The sequence below is a fragment of the Actinoplanes ianthinogenes genome (assembly GCF_018324205.1).
Taxonomy (GTDB): domain Bacteria; phylum Actinomycetota; class Actinomycetes; order Mycobacteriales; family Micromonosporaceae; genus Actinoplanes; species Actinoplanes ianthinogenes.
This window is the reverse complement of the sequence record NZ_AP023356.1, coordinates 2,408,551-2,424,774: the sequence shown is the minus strand read 5'-3', so window position 1 is coordinate 2,424,774 and position 16,224 is coordinate 2,408,551. Positions and strand designations below refer to the sequence as shown.

Here is a 16,224-nt window from a genome sequence, read left to right as displayed (position 1 = left end):
CCTCCGCGCGCGCGGCGGCGGGAGCGGGGAGGTGCCATGCCGGTCGCTCTGCTGGGGATCGGGCTCTCGGCGATCTGGTTCGTGCTGCACCTGACCGGCATCGGCGGCTGGCACCTCCAGGTCGTCGGCTACCGCGTGTTCGCCCCGCTGCTCTCCGCCGTGCCGGCCTGGCTCGCCTGGCGGGCCGCCCGGCGCGCACCGGGCCCGGGCGCGCGGCGGCACCTGCGGGTGATGGCGGCCGCCTGGGTGGCGATGACCGCCTCGTCGGTGTACTCGCTCGGCGAGCTGGTGGTGCACCACGACCTGCGCTACCCGACGCCGTACCCGGCGGTGCAGATCCTCGACCTGCTCACCCTGGTGCTGGTGCTGGCCGGGTTGCTGCTGGTCCCGGTCCGGACCCGGTGGGCGGCCAGCCGGCTGCGGCTCGGCCTGGACATGGCCACCGTGCTGCTGGCCGGGGCGATCTTCCTCTGGTACTTCACGGTCGAGCCGAACCTGGGCGCCAACGACACCTTCCTGACCGTGACGCTGTTCGTGCAGAGCGGCGGGGTGCTGGTCGTGCTCTTCGCGATCGCCCGGCTGGCGCTCGCCGGGGTGGCCGAGGTGAGCCGTGTCGCGCTGGGCTGCTACGCCGCGGCCGGGGTGGTGAACGTACTGCTGAGCGTGATGCAGCAGGCGATCACGGACCCGGCCCGGCTGCACTGGCCGCTGGCCATGTGGCCGCTGTTCACGCTGCTGCTGACCGCCGGGACGCTGGCGGCTTCGTCGCCTTCCGCCCGGGCGTCGCGGACCGGGCAGAAACCGTCCAGCATGATGCCGTACGCCGCCGTCGTGGCCACCGACGCACTGCTGGTGCACGCGCTGGTCAGTGCCTTGGACGCGCGGGCCTGGGCGGTGCTGGCCGGGGCGATCACGCTGACCGGGCTGGTGGTGACCCGGCAGATCGTCGGGGTCCGGGACAACGCCCGGCTGGTCGTCCGGCTCGACGCCAGCCTGCACGCGCAGCGCCGGGCGATGGCGCGGGAGCAGCTGCTCAGCGATCTCGGGACCACGCTGCTGCGGACCACCGACGTGGACCGGGTGCACGAGCTGGCGGCGGACGGGGCGGCCACGGTGCTGGCCGAGTGCGCGGGGGTGCGTACCGCGATCCTGACGGTGGACCCGGAGGACCCGCGGAGCTGGATCGTGGCGTACGCGGCCGGGGAGCGGGCCGGTGACCTGATCGGCGGCCGGCTGCCGGACGAGGCGATCCCGGCGGCGCTGCTGGGCCGGCTCGCGGCCGGCGAGGTGATCTCCGCGCCGGGGATCGCCGACCTGGGCCTGACCGGTCCGGAGTCGGCCGCGAACCGGCCGGTGATCATGCTGCCGCTGGTCAACGGGGACCGGTTCTTCGGGCTGCTGTCGGTGGCCGCGGACACCGAGCCGCCGCAGGACGTGGTGAAGTCGCTGCTCACCCTGCGCACCCAGATCTCGCTGGCGCTGGTCGGGCTGGCGCTCACCGCCGAGCTGACCACCCAGGCGATGCACGACGGGCTCACCGGGCTGGGCAACCGGACCATGCTCAAGGACCGGCTGACCGCGGCGATCGCCCGGTCGCAGCGGCACGGGCGGCCGGTCGGGGTGCTGCTGCTGGACCTGAACGGGTTCAAGCCGGTGAACGACACGTACGGGCACGACGCCGGGGACGCGCTGCTCAAGGTGGTGGCCGACCGGCTGCGCACCTGCGTGCGGACCGAGGACACGGTGGCCCGGCTCGGCGGCGACGAGTTCGTGATCGTGGCCGAGGACCTGCGCGCGGTGGCCGACGCCCTGGTGATCGCGGACCGAGTGGTGGCCGCGCTGAACGAGACCGTGCTGGTCGGCGAGCATCCGCTGTCCACCCCGGCGAGCATCGGGATCGCCCTGTCCGTGGCCGGGCAGAGCCCGGACGACGTGCTGCGCAACGCGGACGCGGCGATGTACGTGGCCAAGCGGGCCGGTGGCGGCCGCTATCACGTCCACTCGGACGGTAATGTTCGGGCGTGACCGACCCCGACGGCCTCGAACGACTGTGGACCCCGCACCGGATGACCTACATCGACGGGATCGACACGCCCCAGGGCTGCGCGTTCTGCCTGGCGCCCGGGCTGCCCGAGGCGGAGACCCTGGTGGTGGCCCGGGGCGAGCTGGTCTACGCGGTGCTCAACCTCTACCCGTACAACCCGGGACACCTGATGGTCTGCCCGTATCGGCACGTCGCGGACTACACCGACCTGACCGAGGAGGAGACGGTCGAGGTGGCGGCGTTCACGCGGACGGCGATGCGGGTGATCCGCTCGGTGAGCCGGCCGCACGGCTTCAACCTGGGGATGAACCAGGGCGCGGTGGCCGGCGCCGGCATCGCCGCCCACCTGCACCAGCACGTGGTGCCCCGGTGGGGCGGCGACGCCAACTTCATGCCGGTGATCGGCCAGACCAAGGTGCTCCCGCAGCTGCTCGCCGACACCCGCCTGATGCTGTCGAAAGCCTGGCCTAGCCGGCGGCCTTCTTGACCGCCTCGGCCAGGTGCGCCGGCATCGGCTCGTGCCGGACGTAGGTGCGGGAGAACGTGCCCGCCCCGGAGGAGAGCGCGCGCAGCTCGACCGCGTACCGGACCAGCTCGGTCGCCGGCACCTCGGCCCGGACCAGGCTGTGCCCGCCGTCCGCCTCGGACTCGGTGCCGAGTGGCCGGCCGCGCCGGCCGGACAGGTCGCTCATCACCGCGCCGACATAGGTGTCCGGCACCCGCACCACGATCTCGTCGACCGGCTCCAGCAGCGTCACCTGCCCGGCGGCGGCCGCCTCCTTCAAGGCCAGGGCGCCGGCGGTCTGGAACGCCGCGTCCGACGAGTCCACGCTGTGCGCCTTGCCGTCGAAGAGGGTGACCTTCAGGTCGATGACCGGGTAACCGGCCACGATGCCCTTCTCCAGCTGGGCGCGGACGCCCTTCTCCACCGACGGGATGTAGTTGTGTGGCACGGCGCCGCCGACCACCCGGTTGACGAACTCGAAGCCGGAGCCCCGCGGCAGCGGCTCCACCTCGATGTCGCAAACGGCATACTGCCCGTGGCCGCCGGACTGCTTCACGTGCCGGCCGTGCCCCTTGGCCGGCCCGCCGAACGTCTCGCGCAGCGCCACCTTGACCGGCTCGGTGTCCAGCTCGACGCCGCCCGCGCGGAGCCGGTCCAGCACCACGTCGGCGTGTGACTCGCCCATCGTCCAGAGCACCAGCTGGTGGGTGTCGGCGTTGCGCTCCAGGCGCAGCGTCGGGTCACCGGCCACCAGCCGGGCCAGGTTTTTCGCCAGCGCGTCCTCGTCCGAGCGGGTCTTGGCGACCACCGCGATCGGCAGCAGCGGCTCGGGCATCGACCAGGGCGCCATCAGCAGCGGGTCGTCCTTGCCGGAGAGCGTGTCGCCGGTCTCGGCGGACCCGGACTTGGTGATCGCGCAGATGTCGCCGGCGACACAGGAGCCGACCTCGCGCAGCGTGGCGCCGAGCGGGGTGTAGATGTGCGCGACCCGCTCGTCGGCGTCGTGGTCCGGGTGGCCGCGCTCGGCCAGGCCGTGCCCGGAGACGTGCAGCGTCTGGTCCGGGCGCAGGGTGCCGGAGAAGACCCGGACCAGCGAGACCCGGCCGACGTGCCGGTCGATCGTGGTGCGCACCACCTCGGCCACCACCGGGCCGTCGGGGTCGCAGGTCAGCGGCGGCCGGGCCGTGCCGTCCACACCGGTGACCACCGGCAGGTCGTGCTCCAGCGGCGACGGGAAACTGGTGACCAGGCCGTCGAGCAGCGCGTCGAGGCCGACGCCGGTGCCCGCACAGACCGGGATGACGGGGTAGAAGTTGCCCCGCGCGACCGCCTTCTCCAGGTCCGGGATCAGCGCGTCGGTGTCGATCAGCTCGCCACCGATGTACCGGTCCATCAGGGTCTCGTCCTCGCTCTCCGCGATGATCCCCTCGATGAGCTGGTTCCGGTCGTCGGCGATCGGGTTGAGGTGCTCCGGCTCGGCGCTCTTCAACACCGGCGGGTAGCCCTGCGAATAGTCCAGCACCTTCAGCGTGACCAGGCCGATCAGGCCGACGATGGACTGCCCGTCGTCGCCCAGCATCGGCTGGTAGACCGGCATCACGTTCTCGCCGAACGCGTCCTGGCAGTCCTGGAGCACCTGCTCGTAGTCGGCGCGGGGGTGGTCCAGCCGGGTGATCGCCACGGCCCGGGGCATGCCGACCGCGGCGCACTCCTCCCAGAGCGCGATGGTGGCGTCGTCCACACCGTCCACCGCGGAGACCACGAACAGCGCCGCGTCCGCCGCGCGCAGTCCGGCCCGCAGCTCACCGACGAAGTCGGCGAACCCCGGCGTGTCCAACAGGTTGATCTTGACGTCCTGGTGCGAGAGCGGGGCGCAGGCCAGCGCCACCGACCGCTGCTGCCGCACCGCCGCCGGATCGTGATCGGTGACCGTGGTGCCGTCCGTGACGGTCCCCGCGCGCGGGATCGTGCCGGTGGCGGCGAGCAGCGCCTCCACCAGCGTCGTCTTCCCGGCGCCGGAGTGACCCACCAGCACCACGTTGCGAACTCTGCCGGGCTCTGTCACCACCGGCGCGGCCGCGCCGGCTTGCCCCTTCTCCGAAGTCTTCTGCGCCATGCCGAGCGCTCCCTACGTTTCCGGTCCATTACGCCGCTGTTCTACAAATCCCACACCCGGGGCTGTCCCGGTCGCAAGGACCGAGAGACACCAGATCGTGCCGGATGGTGACGATCCGGCGAACCCGGGGGCGAGCCGTACCACCACCAGGCCCGCGCCGATATGGTGGGACGGCCATGGCAAAGATCGTCCAAGTAACGGCCCGTGCCGTCGTCTCGTACGGCGTCAACCCGGTCGCACGTTTCCTACTCCGGATCGGCGTCTCACCCGACGCCGTCACGATCGCGGGCACCGTCGGGGTGCTGATCGGTTCGTACTTCGGTGCGAAGGGTCAGCTTCTTTGGGGCACCGTGATCGTAACCGCCTGTGCCCTCACCGATGTGCTCGACGGGACAATGGCCCGTCTTCGCGGCGGTTCGAGCAAATTCGGGGCACTTCTCGACTCGTCGATGGACCGGATCGCCGACGGCGCCGTGTTCGGTGCGGTCACCTACTACCTGGCCACCGAGGGCAATCCGTACAACGGGGTGATCGCCGCCCTGATCAGCCTGGTCTTCGGCCAGGTCGTGTCGTACGTGAAGGCCCGCGCCCAGTCCCTCGGCCTGAACGCCGACGTCGGCATCGCCGAGCGCCTGGAGCGGCTGCTCATCGTGGGCGTCGGCGGCCTGCTCGGCGCCGCCGGGCTGGACTGGGGCCTGCCCGCCGCGCTCTGGGTGCTCGCCGCCCTCTCGGTGATCACCGCCGCCCAGCGGCTGATCCACGCGCGCGCCACCGAGCCCGAGGTCGCGGTCGAGTGAAGGACCAGCTGACCACGCTCGGGTTCACGGCCGGGTGGCGCCTCGTGCGGGCGCTGCCGCTGCCGGTGGCCCGGGCGCTCTTCACCCGGGTCGCCGACCGCGCCTGGCGCAAGAACGGCCCGGCCACCCAGCGGCTGCGCCGCAACTACCAGCAGGTGGTCGGCCCGGACATGCCGGAGACCCTGGTCCGTGACGGCCTGCGCTCCTACGCCCGGTACTGGATGGAGGCGTTCCGCCTGCCGTCGCAGACCCGGGAGCAGAACGCGGCCGGCTTCTGCATGCTCGGCGAGTCCTACGACCAGATGAAAACCGCCGTCGCCGACGGCAACGGCCTGGTCCTGGCCCTGCCGCACGTGGCGAACTGGGACGCGGCCGCCGCCTGGGTGGTCTCCCACGACTGGCAGATGATCACCGTCGCCGAGCGGCTCAAGCCGGAGGCGGTCTTCCAGAAGTTCCTGGACTACCGGGAGAGCCTCGGCATGCGGGTGCTGCCGCTCACCGGCGGCGAGCGTCCCCCGCTCGACGTGCTCGCCGAGCACCTGGAACGGGGCTGGGTGGTGCCGCTGCTGGCCGACCGGGACCTGTCCCGCGGCGGCGTCGAGGTGGAGTTCTTCGGCGGCCGGACCCGGATGCCGGCCGGCCCGGCGATCCTCGCCATCCGCACCGGCGCCCCGCTCTACGCGGTCGACTGCTGGTACACCGAGGACCGGGTCGAGGCGGTGCTGCGCCGGATCGTCCCGCCCACCGACGGACCGCTCGACGAGCGGGTCAAGCGGACCACGCAGCTGATGGCCGACGCCTTCGCGATCGGCATCGCCGAGCACCCGCAGGACTGGCACATGCTCCAGAAACTCTGGATATAGGGGGCAGGCGTGCGGATCGGGATCGTCTCGCCCTACTCGTTCGACGTACCCGGCGGCGTGCAGAACCACATCATGGACCTGGCCGAGGCACTGATCGGTCTCGGACACCAGGTGAGCGTGCTGGCCCCTGCCGACGAGGACGCCGAACTGCCGGACTACCTGGTGCCGGCCGGGCGGGCGGTGCCGCTGCCGTACAACGGGTCGGTGGCCCGGGTCGCGTTCGGCCCGGTCTCGACCGCCCGGGTCCGCCGCTGGCTCAAGCACGGCGAGTTCGACGTGCTGCACGTGCACGAGCCGTTCACCCCCAGCCTGTCGTTCCTCGCCGTGCTCTCCGCCCGCGGCCCGGTGGTGGCCACCTTCCACACCGCGATGACCCGCTCCCGGGCCCTCGCCGTCGCGCAGAGCTTCCTCCAGCCGGTGATCGAGAAGATCACCGCGCGGATCGCGGTCAGCGAGCTCGCCCGCAAGGTGCAGGTGGAACACCTCGGCGGCGGCGCGGTGGAGATCCCCAACGGGGTCGCGGTGGCGAAATTCGCCACGGCGGCTCCGCTGCCGGGATGGCCCGGGGAGGGCGGCACGCTCGGTTTCCTCGGCCGTTTCACCGAGCCGCGCAAGGGGTTCCCGCTCTTGCGTACGGCCTTCGTCACGCTCGCCAAGGAGCGCCCCGGCCTGCGCCTGCTCGTGGCCGGCCCGGGCGACCGCGACGAGCTGTTCGACGACATCCCGGCCGGCCTGCACCCCCGGGTCGAGCACCTGGGCCTGGTCAGCGAGCCGGACAAGGCCCGGATGCTGCGCAGCGTCGACGTCTACGTGGCGCCGAACACCGGCGGCGAGAGCTTCGGCATGATCCTCACCGAGGCGATGGCGGCCGGCGCCACGATCGCGGCCAGCGACCTGGACGCGTTCCGTCGGGTATTGGACGGTGGCCGCGCCGGCGCCCTGTTCCCGAACGGTGACCAGGCCGCGCTCACCGCCCTGCTAGGCGCCCTGCTCGACGACCCGGCGCGCCGCGCTGAGCTGGCCACCTGCGCCCGCCAGGTGGTCGGTACGTTCGACTGGCCGAGTGTGGCCGCCCGGGTTCTCGAGGTCTACACGACGGCGATCGAGGCCACCGACGGGCGCGTCTTCGACGACGACGAGGCCTGATCGGCGCGGGGCAGGTGACGGTCCGACACATTCCGGCACTACGATGCCCCGCATGTGGTGGGTGGTGGGTGTCGTCGTGCTGGCCACGATCTTCTCGGCGTACCTCGGCTGGACCGCCCAGCGGGTCGAACGGGTGCACGCCCGCGCCCAGTCCGCCGAACGCGCCCTCGACGCCCACCTGCTGCGCCGCGCCGCGGCCGCCGCGGTCGTCGCCGAGCGGATCGACGCGGTCGAGCTCTACGCCGCCGCCCGGCTCGCCCTGGACGCCGAGCCGGACGAGCGCGAGTCCGCGGAGAACGACCTGACCCGCCAGTTGCGGGGCATCGACCTGGACCCGTCCGACCCGGCCACCCGCACCCTGATCGCCAGCAGCCGCCGGGTGGTGCTGGCCCGCCAGGTGCACACCGACCTGGTCCGCGACGCCCTCACCGCCCGCCGCCGCAAACTGGTCCGGGTGCTGCGCCTGCCGGGCCGCTACCCCCGCCCGCGTTACTTCGACATCGTCGAGCCGGTGATGCCGGAGCTCCCGCCGCTGCCGGCCCCTGCTCCGTCCCCGGAAGTCCTCCCGGTCCAGGCCGTCTGACCGGCGGTCGCGCAAGACCGTCCGGGCTTGCGGATCTTTTCCGGTACGACTCGCAGTCCCGTGGCAATCGGCCCGCGAGACTCCGGCCCACCCCGGACCGCAGCGCGTGTCGTGCGGGTCCGCTCGGCTCAGGCCTGGCCGTGCCCCTGAGTTGATGCGGCACGCCTTGCTGGTGCCGCGGGTTGCGGTTCGTGCCTGGTCGCGGTTTGCGTGCCGGGCCAGGGGGTTGCTGGTCACGGTCCCGGGCGCGGGTTGCGGTTCGTGCCTGGTCGCGGTTTGCGTGCCGGGCCAGGGGGTTGCTGGTCACGGTCCCGGCGGCGGGTTGCGGTTCGTGCCTGGTCGCGGTTTGCGTGCCGGGCCAGGGGGTTGCTGGTCACGGTCCCGGGCGCGGGTTGCGGTTCGTGCCTGGTCGCGGTTTGCGTGCCGGGCCAGGGGGTTGCTGGTCACGGTCCCGGCGGCGGGTTGCGGTTCGTGCCTGGTCGCGGTTTGCGTGCCGGGCCAGGGGGTTGCTGGTCACGGTCCCGGCGGCGGGTTGCGGTTCGTGCCTGGTCGCGGTTTGCGTGCCGGGCCAGGGGGTTGCTGGTCACGGTCCCGGCGGCGGGTTGCGGTTCGTGCCTGGTCGCGGTTTGCGTGCCGGGCCAGGGGGTTGCTGGTCACGGTCCCGGCGGCGGGTTGCGGTTCGTGCCTGGTCGCGGTTTGCGTGCCGGGCCAGGGGGTTGCTGGTCACGGTCCCGGCGGCGGGTTGCGGTTCGTGCCTGGTCGCGGTTTGCGTGCCGGGCCAGGGGGTTGCTGGTCACGGTCCCGGCCGCGGGTTGCGGTTCGTGCCTGGTCGCGGTTTGCGTGCCGGGCCAGGGGGTTGCTGGTCACGGTCCCGGCGGCGGGTTGCGGTTCGTGCCTGGTCGCGGTTTGCGTGCCGGGCCAGGGGGTTGCTGGTCACGGTCCCGGCGGCGGGTTGCGGTTCGTGCCTGGTCGCGGTTTGCGTGCCGGGCCAGGGGGTTGCTGGTCACGGTCCCGGCGGCGGGTTGCGGTTCGTGCCTGGTCGCGGTTTGCGTGCCGGGCCAGGGGGTTGCTGGTCACGGTCCCGGCGGCGGGTTGCGGTTCGTGCCTGGTCGCGGTTTGCGTGCCGGGCCAGGGGGTTGCTGGTCACGGTCCCGGCGGCGGGTTGCGGTTCGTGCCTGGTCGCGGTTTGCGTGCCGGGCCAGGGGGTTGCTGGTCACGGTCCCGGCGGCGGGTTGCGGTTCGTGCCTGGTCGCGGTTTGCGTGCCGGGCCAGGGGGTTGCTGGTCACGGTCCCGGCCGCGGGTTGCGGTTCGTGCCTGGTCGCGGTTTGCGTGCCGGGCCAGGGGGTTGCTGGTCACGGTCCCGGCCGCGGGTTGCGGTTCGTGCCTGGTCGCGGTTTGCGTGCCAGGCAACGGAGCTGCTGCTCACGGCCCCGGCCGCCGGTTGCGGTTCGTGCCTGGTCGCGGTTTGCGTGCCGAGCCAGGGGGTTGCTGGTCACGGTCCCGGCCGCGGGTTGCGGTCCGTGCCTGGTCGCGGTTTGCGTGCCAGGCAACGGAGCTGCTGCTCACGGCCCCGGCCGCCGGGTTCCGGTGGGCTGATGCCGCGGTCTGGCCCGGTTCTGGTCCGCAGCCCACCGTTTCTGACCGTGGCACAACTTTCCGGAACGCTGCGCGGCCCAGCCCCGGCCGCTGTCTGTTCTGCTTGGTGCGTTCGGTGGCTGGTCCTGGTGGCCCTATCCGGATCCGGATTAGGGCCGTAGGTGCCAGCTCGATGGTTCCGGCTGGTTCCCATGGCCCTATCCGGGCAGGGGTTAGGGCCGTAGGTGCCAGCTCGATGGTTCGGGTTGGTTTCCATGGCCCTATCCGGGCAGGGGTTAGGGCCGTAGGTGCCAGCTCGATGGTTCGGGCTGGTTTCCATGGCCCTATCCGGGCAGGGGTTAGGGCCGTAGGTGCCAGCTCGATGGTTTCGGGCTGGTTTCCATGGCCCTATCCGGGCAGGGGTTAGGGCCGTAGGTGCCAGCTCGATGGTTCGGGCTGGTTTCCATGGCCCTATCCGGGCAGGGGTTAGGGCCGTAGGTGCCAGCTCGATGGTTCGGGCTGGTTTCCATGGCCCTATCCGGGCAGGGGTTAGGGCCGTAGGTGCCAGCTCGATGGTTCGGGCTGGTTCCCATGGCCCTATCCGGGCAGGGGTTAGGGCCGTAGGTGCCAGCTCGATGGTTCGGGCTGGTTCCCATGGCCCTATCCGGACACGGGATAGGGCCATAGAGACCAGCCGGGGAACTCGGACTGTGTGCCGCGACCGGCGCCGGGGGCGTGCCGGCTCGCTCCAGCCGATATGCACACTGGAGCGCTGTCCACAGGGTGCCGAACCAAGATCGCGGAATCACGTCATGCTGGCACAGGGCAGCCCCCCAGGGCGGGTGGGGGCTCGGAAAGGGCGGGTGGGGCTCGGAAAGGGGGTGGCTGTCGGGGCGAGCGTTTTTCGTCAGCGGCCCGCACGACGCGCGGTGCGGTCTGGGGTGGGCCGCAGCGTCGCGTGCCGATTGCCACGGGGCTGCCGGTCGTACCGGAAAAGGATCCGCAAGAGGGACGGCGGCGTCGCGGCAGCGGGGATGGTTGTCGTCGGCGGGTATGTGGAAAGGGCCGCCCATGAGGACGGCCCTTTCCCTGAGTGCGATTACCAGCCGCGCTCGGCGAGGCGGTGCGGCTGCGGGATCTCGTCGACGTTGATGCCGACCATGGCCTCGCCCAGGCCGCGCGACACCTTGGCGATCACGTCCGGGTCGTCGTGGAAGGTGGTGGCCTTGACGATCGCGGCGGCGCGCTGGGCCGGGTTGCCGGACTTGAAGATGCCGGAGCCGACGAAGACGCCCTCGGCGCCGAGCTGCATCATCATCGCCGCGTCGGCCGGGGTGGCGATGCCGCCCGCGGTGAACAGCACGACCGGCAGCTTGCCGGCCTCGGCGACCTCCTTGACCAGCTCGTACGGCGCCTGGAGCTCCTTGGCGGCGACGTAGAGCTCGTCCTCCGGCAGGGTCTGGAGGCGGCGGATCTCGGCGCGGATCTTGCGCATGTGGGTGGTCGCGTTCGAGACGTCGCCGGTGCCGGCCTCGCCCTTCGAGCGGATCATCGCGGCGCCCTCGGTGATCCGGCGCAGCGCCTCGCCCAGGTTGGTCGCGCCGCACACGAACGGCGCGGTGAACTGCCACTTGTCGATGTGGTTGGCGAAGTCGGCCGGGGTCAGCACCTCGGACTCGTCGATGTAGTCGACGCCCAGCGCCTGGAGCACCTGCGCCTCGACGAAGTGACCGATCCGGGCCTTGGCCATGACCGGGATGGAGACGGCGTTGATGATGCCGTCGATCATGTCGGGGTCGGACATCCGCGACACGCCGCCCTGGGCCCGGATGTCCGCGGGAACGCGCTCCAGCGCCATGACGGCGACGGCGCCGGCGTCCTCCGCGATCTTCGCCTGCTCGGGGGTGACGACGTCCATGATCACGCCGCCCTTGAGCATCTCCGCCATGCCGCGCTTGACGCGGGCGGTTCCGACGGCGGGCTGGTTCTCAGACATACGACTCCTCGTGCGCGATTTCGGTAAGGCGATCCTATGGAGCGGCGCGTGAACGCCTCGATAGCCAATCGACCCCCCGGTGGCCTGCATTAGCGCGCCGTCGGGGACGTCCTAGAGTTGACGGCGTGAACATCGGAGTGCTGGCCCTGCAGGGCGACGTGCGCGAACATCTGTCCGCTCTGGCCGAGTCGGACGTGCTGGCCCGCCCGGTCCGCCGTCCCGAGGAGTTGTCGGACGTCGACGCGCTGGTGATTCCCGGCGGTGAGTCCACGACGATGAGCAACCTGGCGATCACTTTCGGCCTGCTCGACCCGATCCGGAAGCGGATCGCGGACGGCATGCCGGTGTACGGTTCCTGCGCCGGCATGATCATGCTGGCCACCACGGTGCTGGACGGCCGTCCCGACCAGGAGTCCTTCCAGGGGATCGAGATGACCGTCCGGCGCAACGCGTTCGGCAGGCAGATCGACTCGTTCGAGGCGGCCGTGGAGATCGAGGGCATCGAGGGCGGCGAGTTCCACGCCGTTTTCATCCGCGCGCCGTGGGTCGAGCAGGTCGGCCCCGACGTGCGGGTGCTGGGTCGCGTGGCCTCCGGGGACGCCGCCGGTAGGATTGTCGCCGTTCGGCAGGGGAACCTGCTCGCCACGGCTTTCCACCCGGAGCTGACCGGCGACCTTCGCGTCCACCGGTACTTCGTCGAGATGGTCCGCCAGGCCGCACCCGCACGGTAGACACGGAGGTTACGCATGTCCGGCCACTCCAAGTGGGCGACGACCAAGCACAAGAAGGCGGTCATCGACGCCAAGCGCGGCAAGATGTTCGCCAAGCTGATCAAGAACATCGAGGTCGCGGCGCGGACCGGCGGTGGCGATCCGGCCGGTAACCCCACGCTCTACGACGCCATCCAGAAGGCGAAGAAGTCGTCGGTTCCGAACGACAACATCGACCGCGCGGTCAAGCGCGGCTCCGGCCTGGAGGCCGGCGGCGCCGACTGGCAGACGATCATGTACGAGGGGTACGGGCCGAACGGCGTCGCGCTCCTGATCGAGTGCCTCACCGACAACCGGAACCGGGCCGCCACCGAGGTGCGCACCGCGCTGACCCGCAACGGCGGCACGTTCGCCGACGCCGGCTCGGTGTCGTACCTGTTCAACCGCAAGGGCCAGGTGATCATCCCGAAGGCCGGCCTGAGCGAGGACGACGTGATGCTCGCCGTCCTGGACGCGGGCGCCGAGGAGGTCAACGACCTGGGCGACTCGTTCGAGGTGATCAGCGAGCCGACCGACCTGATCGGGGTCCGCAACGCGCTGCGCGACGCCGGGATCGAGTACGACTCGGCCGAGTCGCCGTTGGTCCCGACCATGACGGTGCCGCTGGACGAGGAGCCGGCCCGCAAGGTGTTCAAGCTCATCGACGTCCTCGAGGACTGCGACGACGTGCAGAACATCTACGCCAACTTCGACATCTCCGACGAGGTAATGGCACTCATTGACGCGTGACGGGTAGTCGCGCATGCGGCCGGTGCCGACGCGTTCCAGGATCCTGGAGTGCGTGGGCGTCGGCCGCGCGACTGTCGCCTTCCGGATGTCGGCGTCGCCATCGCGCTGCCACCCAACACTGCCGGCTGGTCGTCGATGCCGACAAACCAGGTTATGAGCGCGTGCGGACGCTGCGTCTCAGTGAGTTGGAAGCCGAGTACAAGGCGAGGCGAGCCTAGGACCCGGTGGCGGCGAGCCAGGACATGCCCTGGACCATGCCGCCGACCAGCAGGAGGCCGCCGATCACCAGCCGGGCGATGCGGCGGTGCTCGGACTGGCGCCAGGCGTGACACCAGGCGACCGAGGCGTCCGCCAAGGTGAGCAAGCCTGCTCGGGCCGTACCGTCAAGCACCGCGGCCTTGTGGAAAGCGATGCTGGTGGCGTGGCCGCGGACCGTGACCAGCGCCGGTTGGTGCGTGCGGAGCACGCGGACGTCCACCTCGTAGACCTGGTCCTCGCGCCACGCCGACGTCCGTTTGGCGAGTCGTTTGCGCAGGTAGAGACCGGGTGTGTCGGTGTGGGTGAGGCGTCCCCACAGGTGCAGGCGGCGCCAGTGGCCGGCCAGGTCGGTCAGCGCGTCCTGATAGATCTCGTGGCCGACCGGGTTGCCGCCGACCAGGCGCACGGCCTCGTGCCGCAGCTCATCCTCGTGGGCCGCGACCACATCGACGAACTCCGGTGGCGGATCGTCCTGCATCGGCGGTATGAGGTACATCCTGGCCTCCCACCCCCATCGTCGAGGCGTGTCGGCGGTGGGCGCAAGAGGGCCGTGGATTAGGGTGTCGAACACACGTACGTGAGGGGAGGCCGTGGTGCGCGTGCTCGGCATCGACCCGGGTCTCACCCGGTGCGGCGTCGGCGTGGTCGAGGGGGTCCCCGGCCGTCCCGGCAAGCTGATCGCCTACCACGTGGTCCGCAGCGAGCCGGACGAGGACATCGCCCTGCGCCTGCTGCACCTGGACCGCAGCCTGACCGAGCTGGTCGCCCTGCACCGACCGGACAGCGTCGCGGTCGAGCGGGTCTTCTCCCAGCACAACGCGCGGACCGTGATGGGCACCGCGCAGGCCAGCGCGGTCGCCATCCTGGCCGGCTCCCGGGCCGGGCTGCCGGTGCAGACCTACACTCCGAGCGAGGTCAAGGCCGCCGTCACCGGCTCCGGCACCGCCGACAAGAAGCAGGTCACCAGCATGGTGACCCGTCTGCTCCAGCTCGACGCCCCGCCGAAACCGGCTGACGCGGCGGACGCGATCGCCATTGCCATCTGTCACATCTGGCGCGGGGGCACCCGCGCGAAAATCCAAGCCGCGGCGATCGCCGCCGCCCGCAGGAGCAGCCGATGATCGCCAGCGTGCGCGGTGTGGTCACCGCGATCCTCCCGGACAGTGCCGTGGTCGAGGTCGGCGGAGTCGGTATGCGCGTGTTCTGCACACCGAACACGCTCGCCTCGCTGCGCTCCGGCGCCGAGGCCCGGCTGGCCACCACGCTGATCGTCCGGGAGGACTCGCTCACCCTCTACGGCTTCGCCGACGACGACGAGCGGCAGCTCTTCGAGCTGCTCCTGACGGCCAACGGGGTCGGCCCGCGGATCGCGCAGGCGGTGCTCGCGGTCCATCAACCCGATGCCGTACGCCGTGCCATCGGTGGCGGGGACATCGCGGCCCTGACCCAGGTCCCGGGCATCGGCAAGCGCGGCGCCGAGAAGATGATCGTCGAGCTGAAGGACAAGATCGGCCCGATCGGTCTCGGTGACGGCGGCGGCACGAGCGTGCTGGCCGGCGCCTGGCAGGAGCAGGTCCGCCAGGGTGTGCTCGCGCTCGGCTGGACCGCGACGCAGGCCGATCAGGCGGTCGCCGCCATCGGCGAGACGATCGACGGTGAGGTGCCGCCGGTTCCGGTGCTGCTGCGCCAGGCGATCCGGTTGCTGGGCAAGACGCGATGAGTGACGATCTGTCCCCCTTCGCCGGGGACGAGGAGCTGGACGCCGAGGCCAGCGTCCGGCCGCGCCGGCTGTCCGACTTCATCGCCCAGCACCGGGTCCGCGACCAGCTGGAGCTGCTGCTCAAGGCGTCGATGGGCCGGGGCGCCCCGCCGGACCACATCCTGCTGTCCGGGCCGCCCGGCCTGGGCAAGACGACGCTGGCCAACATCGTGGCGGCCGAGCTGGGCACCGGGATCCGCACCACCAGCGGCCCGGTGATCGAGCGCTCCGGCGACCTGGCCGCCATCCTCACCGGGCTCGGCCCCGGCGACGTGCTCTTCATCGACGAGATCCACCGGATCGCCAAGCCGGCCGAGGAGCTTCTCTACAGCGCGATGGAGGACTTCCGGGTCGACGTGGTGGTCGGCAAGGGCCCGGGTGCGACGGCCATCCCACTTGATGTGGAGCCATTCACACTCGTCGGCGCGACCACCCGGGCCGGCCTGCTGACCGGCCCGATGCGCGACCGGTTCGGGTTCGTCGCGCACCTGGACTTCTATTCACCCGCCGACCTGGACGCGTTGCTGCACCGCTCGGCGCGGATCCTCGGCGTGCCGATCACCCCGGAGGGCGCCGCCGAGATCGCCGGCCGCTCGCGCGGCACGCCGCGCATCGCGAACCGCCTGCTCCGCAGGGTCCGGGACTTCGCCGAGGTGCGGGCCGACGGGACGGTCACCGAGGCGGTCGCCAAGGCCGCCCTGCAGGTGTACGACGTCGACGCGCTCGGCCTGGACCGGCTGGACCGGGCGGTGCTGCGCGCCCTGATCGAGTCGTTCAAGGGCGGGCCGGTCGGTCTCTCCACGCTGGCCGTGGCGGTCGGTGAGCAGGCGGACACGGTGGAGGAGGTGTGCGAGCCGTTCCTGGTGCGGGCCGGGCTCCTCGCGCGTACCCCGCGCGGCCGGGTCGCCACCGAGGCCGGTTGGGCGCACCTGGGGAAGACTCCGCCACAGGACGGCAGGTCCGGGGTGTTTCAGGGGGACCTGTTCGCGCGAGATGCGTGAATATACCTCGTGATGTGAACGTGACGTGTGCCGCATTCGTAGTCTCAAGGTTGACCGATTAGACTCGCCCCCGCTTCAACC

General features: G+C 71.6%; 14 protein-coding genes. 11 read left to right on the top strand and 3 right to left on the bottom strand.

Annotated features, from left to right (window positions below):
• The first annotated feature begins 36 nt into the window (after positions 1-36).
• Together Aiant_RS11115 and Aiant_RS11110 are read left to right on the top strand one after the other, a co-directional pair.
• The gene (locus Aiant_RS11115; RefSeq protein WP_189333283.1) at positions 37-2,025 is read left to right on the top strand and encodes a GGDEF domain-containing protein; all 1,989 of its coding nucleotides are present in this window, start codon (positions 37-39) and stop codon (positions 2,023-2,025) included.
• Positions 2,026-2,066: 41 nt separating this feature from the next.
• Positions 2,067-2,531: an HIT family protein gene (locus Aiant_RS11110; RefSeq protein WP_189333492.1), complete on the top strand. Its 465-nt coding sequence runs from the start codon at positions 2,067-2,069 to the stop codon at positions 2,529-2,531.
• Here Aiant_RS11110 and Aiant_RS11105 read toward each other — a convergent pair.
• Positions 2,512-4,665 (bottom strand): elongation factor G-like protein EF-G2, encoded by a 2,154-nt coding sequence (locus tag Aiant_RS11105; protein WP_189333284.1) that lies wholly within the window; start codon positions 4,663-4,665, stop codon positions 2,512-2,514. The two genes, Aiant_RS11110 and Aiant_RS11105, sit on opposite strands and share 20 nt — an antisense overlap.
• A 176-nt stretch (positions 4,666-4,841) precedes the next feature.
• Between Aiant_RS11105 and pgsA the strand changes: the two genes are divergently transcribed.
• From pgsA to Aiant_RS11085, 4 genes are read left to right on the top strand one after another with little or no spacing between them, the layout of a single operon-like run.
• On the top strand, positions 4,842-5,462 hold the full coding sequence (gene pgsA, locus Aiant_RS11100; RefSeq protein ID WP_189333285.1) for a phosphatidylinositol phosphate synthase: 621 nt from the start codon (positions 4,842-4,844) through the stop codon (positions 5,460-5,462).
• The gene (locus Aiant_RS11095) at positions 5,459-6,325 is read left to right on the top strand and encodes a phosphatidylinositol mannoside acyltransferase (protein WP_189333286.1); all 867 of its coding nucleotides are present in this window, start codon (positions 5,459-5,461) and stop codon (positions 6,323-6,325) included. Before pgsA ends, Aiant_RS11095 begins: the two co-directional genes overlap by 4 nt.
• 9 nt (positions 6,326-6,334) lie before the next feature.
• Positions 6,335-7,471 (top strand): glycosyltransferase family 4 protein, encoded by a 1,137-nt coding sequence (locus Aiant_RS11090; RefSeq protein ID WP_189333287.1) that lies wholly within the window; start codon positions 6,335-6,337, stop codon positions 7,469-7,471.
• Positions 7,472-7,514: 43 nt separating this feature from the next.
• Positions 7,515-8,054 carry a hypothetical protein gene (locus tag Aiant_RS11085; protein ID WP_189333288.1) on the top strand — a complete coding sequence of 180 codons (540 nt, stop codon included), beginning with the start codon at positions 7,515-7,517 and terminating at the stop codon, positions 8,052-8,054.
• Positions 8,055-10,729: 2,675 nt separating this feature from the next.
• Here Aiant_RS11085 and pdxS read toward each other — a convergent pair.
• A complete protein-coding gene (gene pdxS / locus Aiant_RS11080) occupies positions 10,730-11,626 on the bottom strand; it encodes a pyridoxal 5'-phosphate synthase lyase subunit PdxS (RefSeq protein ID WP_189333289.1) in 897 nt (298 codons plus the stop codon).
• A gap of 125 nt (positions 11,627-11,751) precedes the next feature.
• On the opposite strand from pdxS, the gene pdxT reads away from it, so the two are divergent.
• Positions 11,752-12,357, top strand: a complete 606-nt coding sequence (gene pdxT / locus Aiant_RS11075; protein ID WP_189333290.1) for a pyridoxal 5'-phosphate synthase glutaminase subunit PdxT — start codon at positions 11,752-11,754, stop codon at positions 12,355-12,357.
• A gap of 15 nt (positions 12,358-12,372) precedes the next feature.
• Positions 12,373-13,125 carry a YebC/PmpR family DNA-binding transcriptional regulator gene (locus tag Aiant_RS11070; protein ID WP_189333291.1) on the top strand — a complete coding sequence of 251 codons (753 nt, stop codon included), beginning with the start codon at positions 12,373-12,375 and terminating at the stop codon, positions 13,123-13,125.
• Between the two features lie 214 nt (positions 13,126-13,339).
• On the opposite strand, the gene Aiant_RS11065 is transcribed toward Aiant_RS11070, so the two are convergent.
• Complete coding sequence (locus tag Aiant_RS11065) at positions 13,340-13,879, bottom strand: hypothetical protein (RefSeq protein ID WP_189333292.1); 540 nt, start codon at positions 13,877-13,879, stop codon at positions 13,340-13,342.
• 97 nt (positions 13,880-13,976) lie between these two features.
• On the opposite strand from Aiant_RS11065, the gene ruvC reads away from it, so the two are divergent.
• The 3 genes from ruvC to ruvB are packed head-to-tail and all read left to right on the top strand — an operon-like array spanning position 13,977 to position 16,143.
• Entirely contained in the window at positions 13,977-14,504 is a 528-nt protein-coding gene (ruvC, locus tag Aiant_RS11060; RefSeq protein ID WP_189333293.1) for a crossover junction endodeoxyribonuclease RuvC, read from the top strand.
• Positions 14,501-15,103 (top strand): Holliday junction branch migration protein RuvA, encoded by a 603-nt coding sequence (ruvA, locus tag Aiant_RS11055; protein WP_189333294.1) that lies wholly within the window; start codon positions 14,501-14,503, stop codon positions 15,101-15,103. The genes ruvC and ruvA overlap by 4 nt, the downstream gene beginning before the upstream one ends.
• Positions 15,100-16,143, top strand: coding sequence for a Holliday junction branch migration DNA helicase RuvB (gene ruvB / locus Aiant_RS11050; RefSeq protein WP_189333295.1), 1,044 nt, complete (start codon positions 15,100-15,102; stop codon positions 16,141-16,143). The genes ruvA and ruvB overlap by 4 nt, the downstream gene beginning before the upstream one ends.
• The last annotated feature ends 81 nt before the right edge of the window (positions 16,144-16,224 follow it).

Bases quoted from the DNA above. Each gene is read 5' to 3' on its own strand.
- Aiant_RS11115 (WP_189333283.1), top strand. From the start codon at position 37: ATGCCGGTCGCTCTGCTGGGGATCGGGCTCTCGGCGATCTGGTTCGTG.
- Aiant_RS11110 (WP_189333492.1), top strand. From the start codon at position 2,067: ATGACCTACATCGACGGGATCGACACGCCCCAGGGCTGCGCGTTCTGC.
- Aiant_RS11105 (WP_189333284.1), bottom strand. From the start codon at position 4,665: ATGGCGCAGAAGACTTCGGAGAAGGGGCAAGCCGGCGCGGCCGCGCCG.
- pgsA (WP_189333285.1), top strand. From the start codon at position 4,842: ATGGCAAAGATCGTCCAAGTAACGGCCCGTGCCGTCGTCTCGTACGGC.
- Aiant_RS11085 (WP_189333288.1), top strand. From the start codon at position 7,515: ATGCCCCGCATGTGGTGGGTGGTGGGTGTCGTCGTGCTGGCCACGATC.
- pdxS (WP_189333289.1), bottom strand. From the start codon at position 11,626: ATGTCTGAGAACCAGCCCGCCGTCGGAACCGCCCGCGTCAAGCGCGGC.
- Aiant_RS11070 (WP_189333291.1), top strand. From the start codon at position 12,373: ATGTCCGGCCACTCCAAGTGGGCGACGACCAAGCACAAGAAGGCGGTC.
- Aiant_RS11065 (WP_189333292.1), bottom strand. From the start codon at position 13,879: ATGTACCTCATACCGCCGATGCAGGACGATCCGCCACCGGAGTTCGTC.
- ruvA (WP_189333294.1), top strand. From the start codon at position 14,501: ATGATCGCCAGCGTGCGCGGTGTGGTCACCGCGATCCTCCCGGACAGT.
- ruvB (WP_189333295.1), top strand. From the start codon at position 15,100: ATGAGTGACGATCTGTCCCCCTTCGCCGGGGACGAGGAGCTGGACGCC.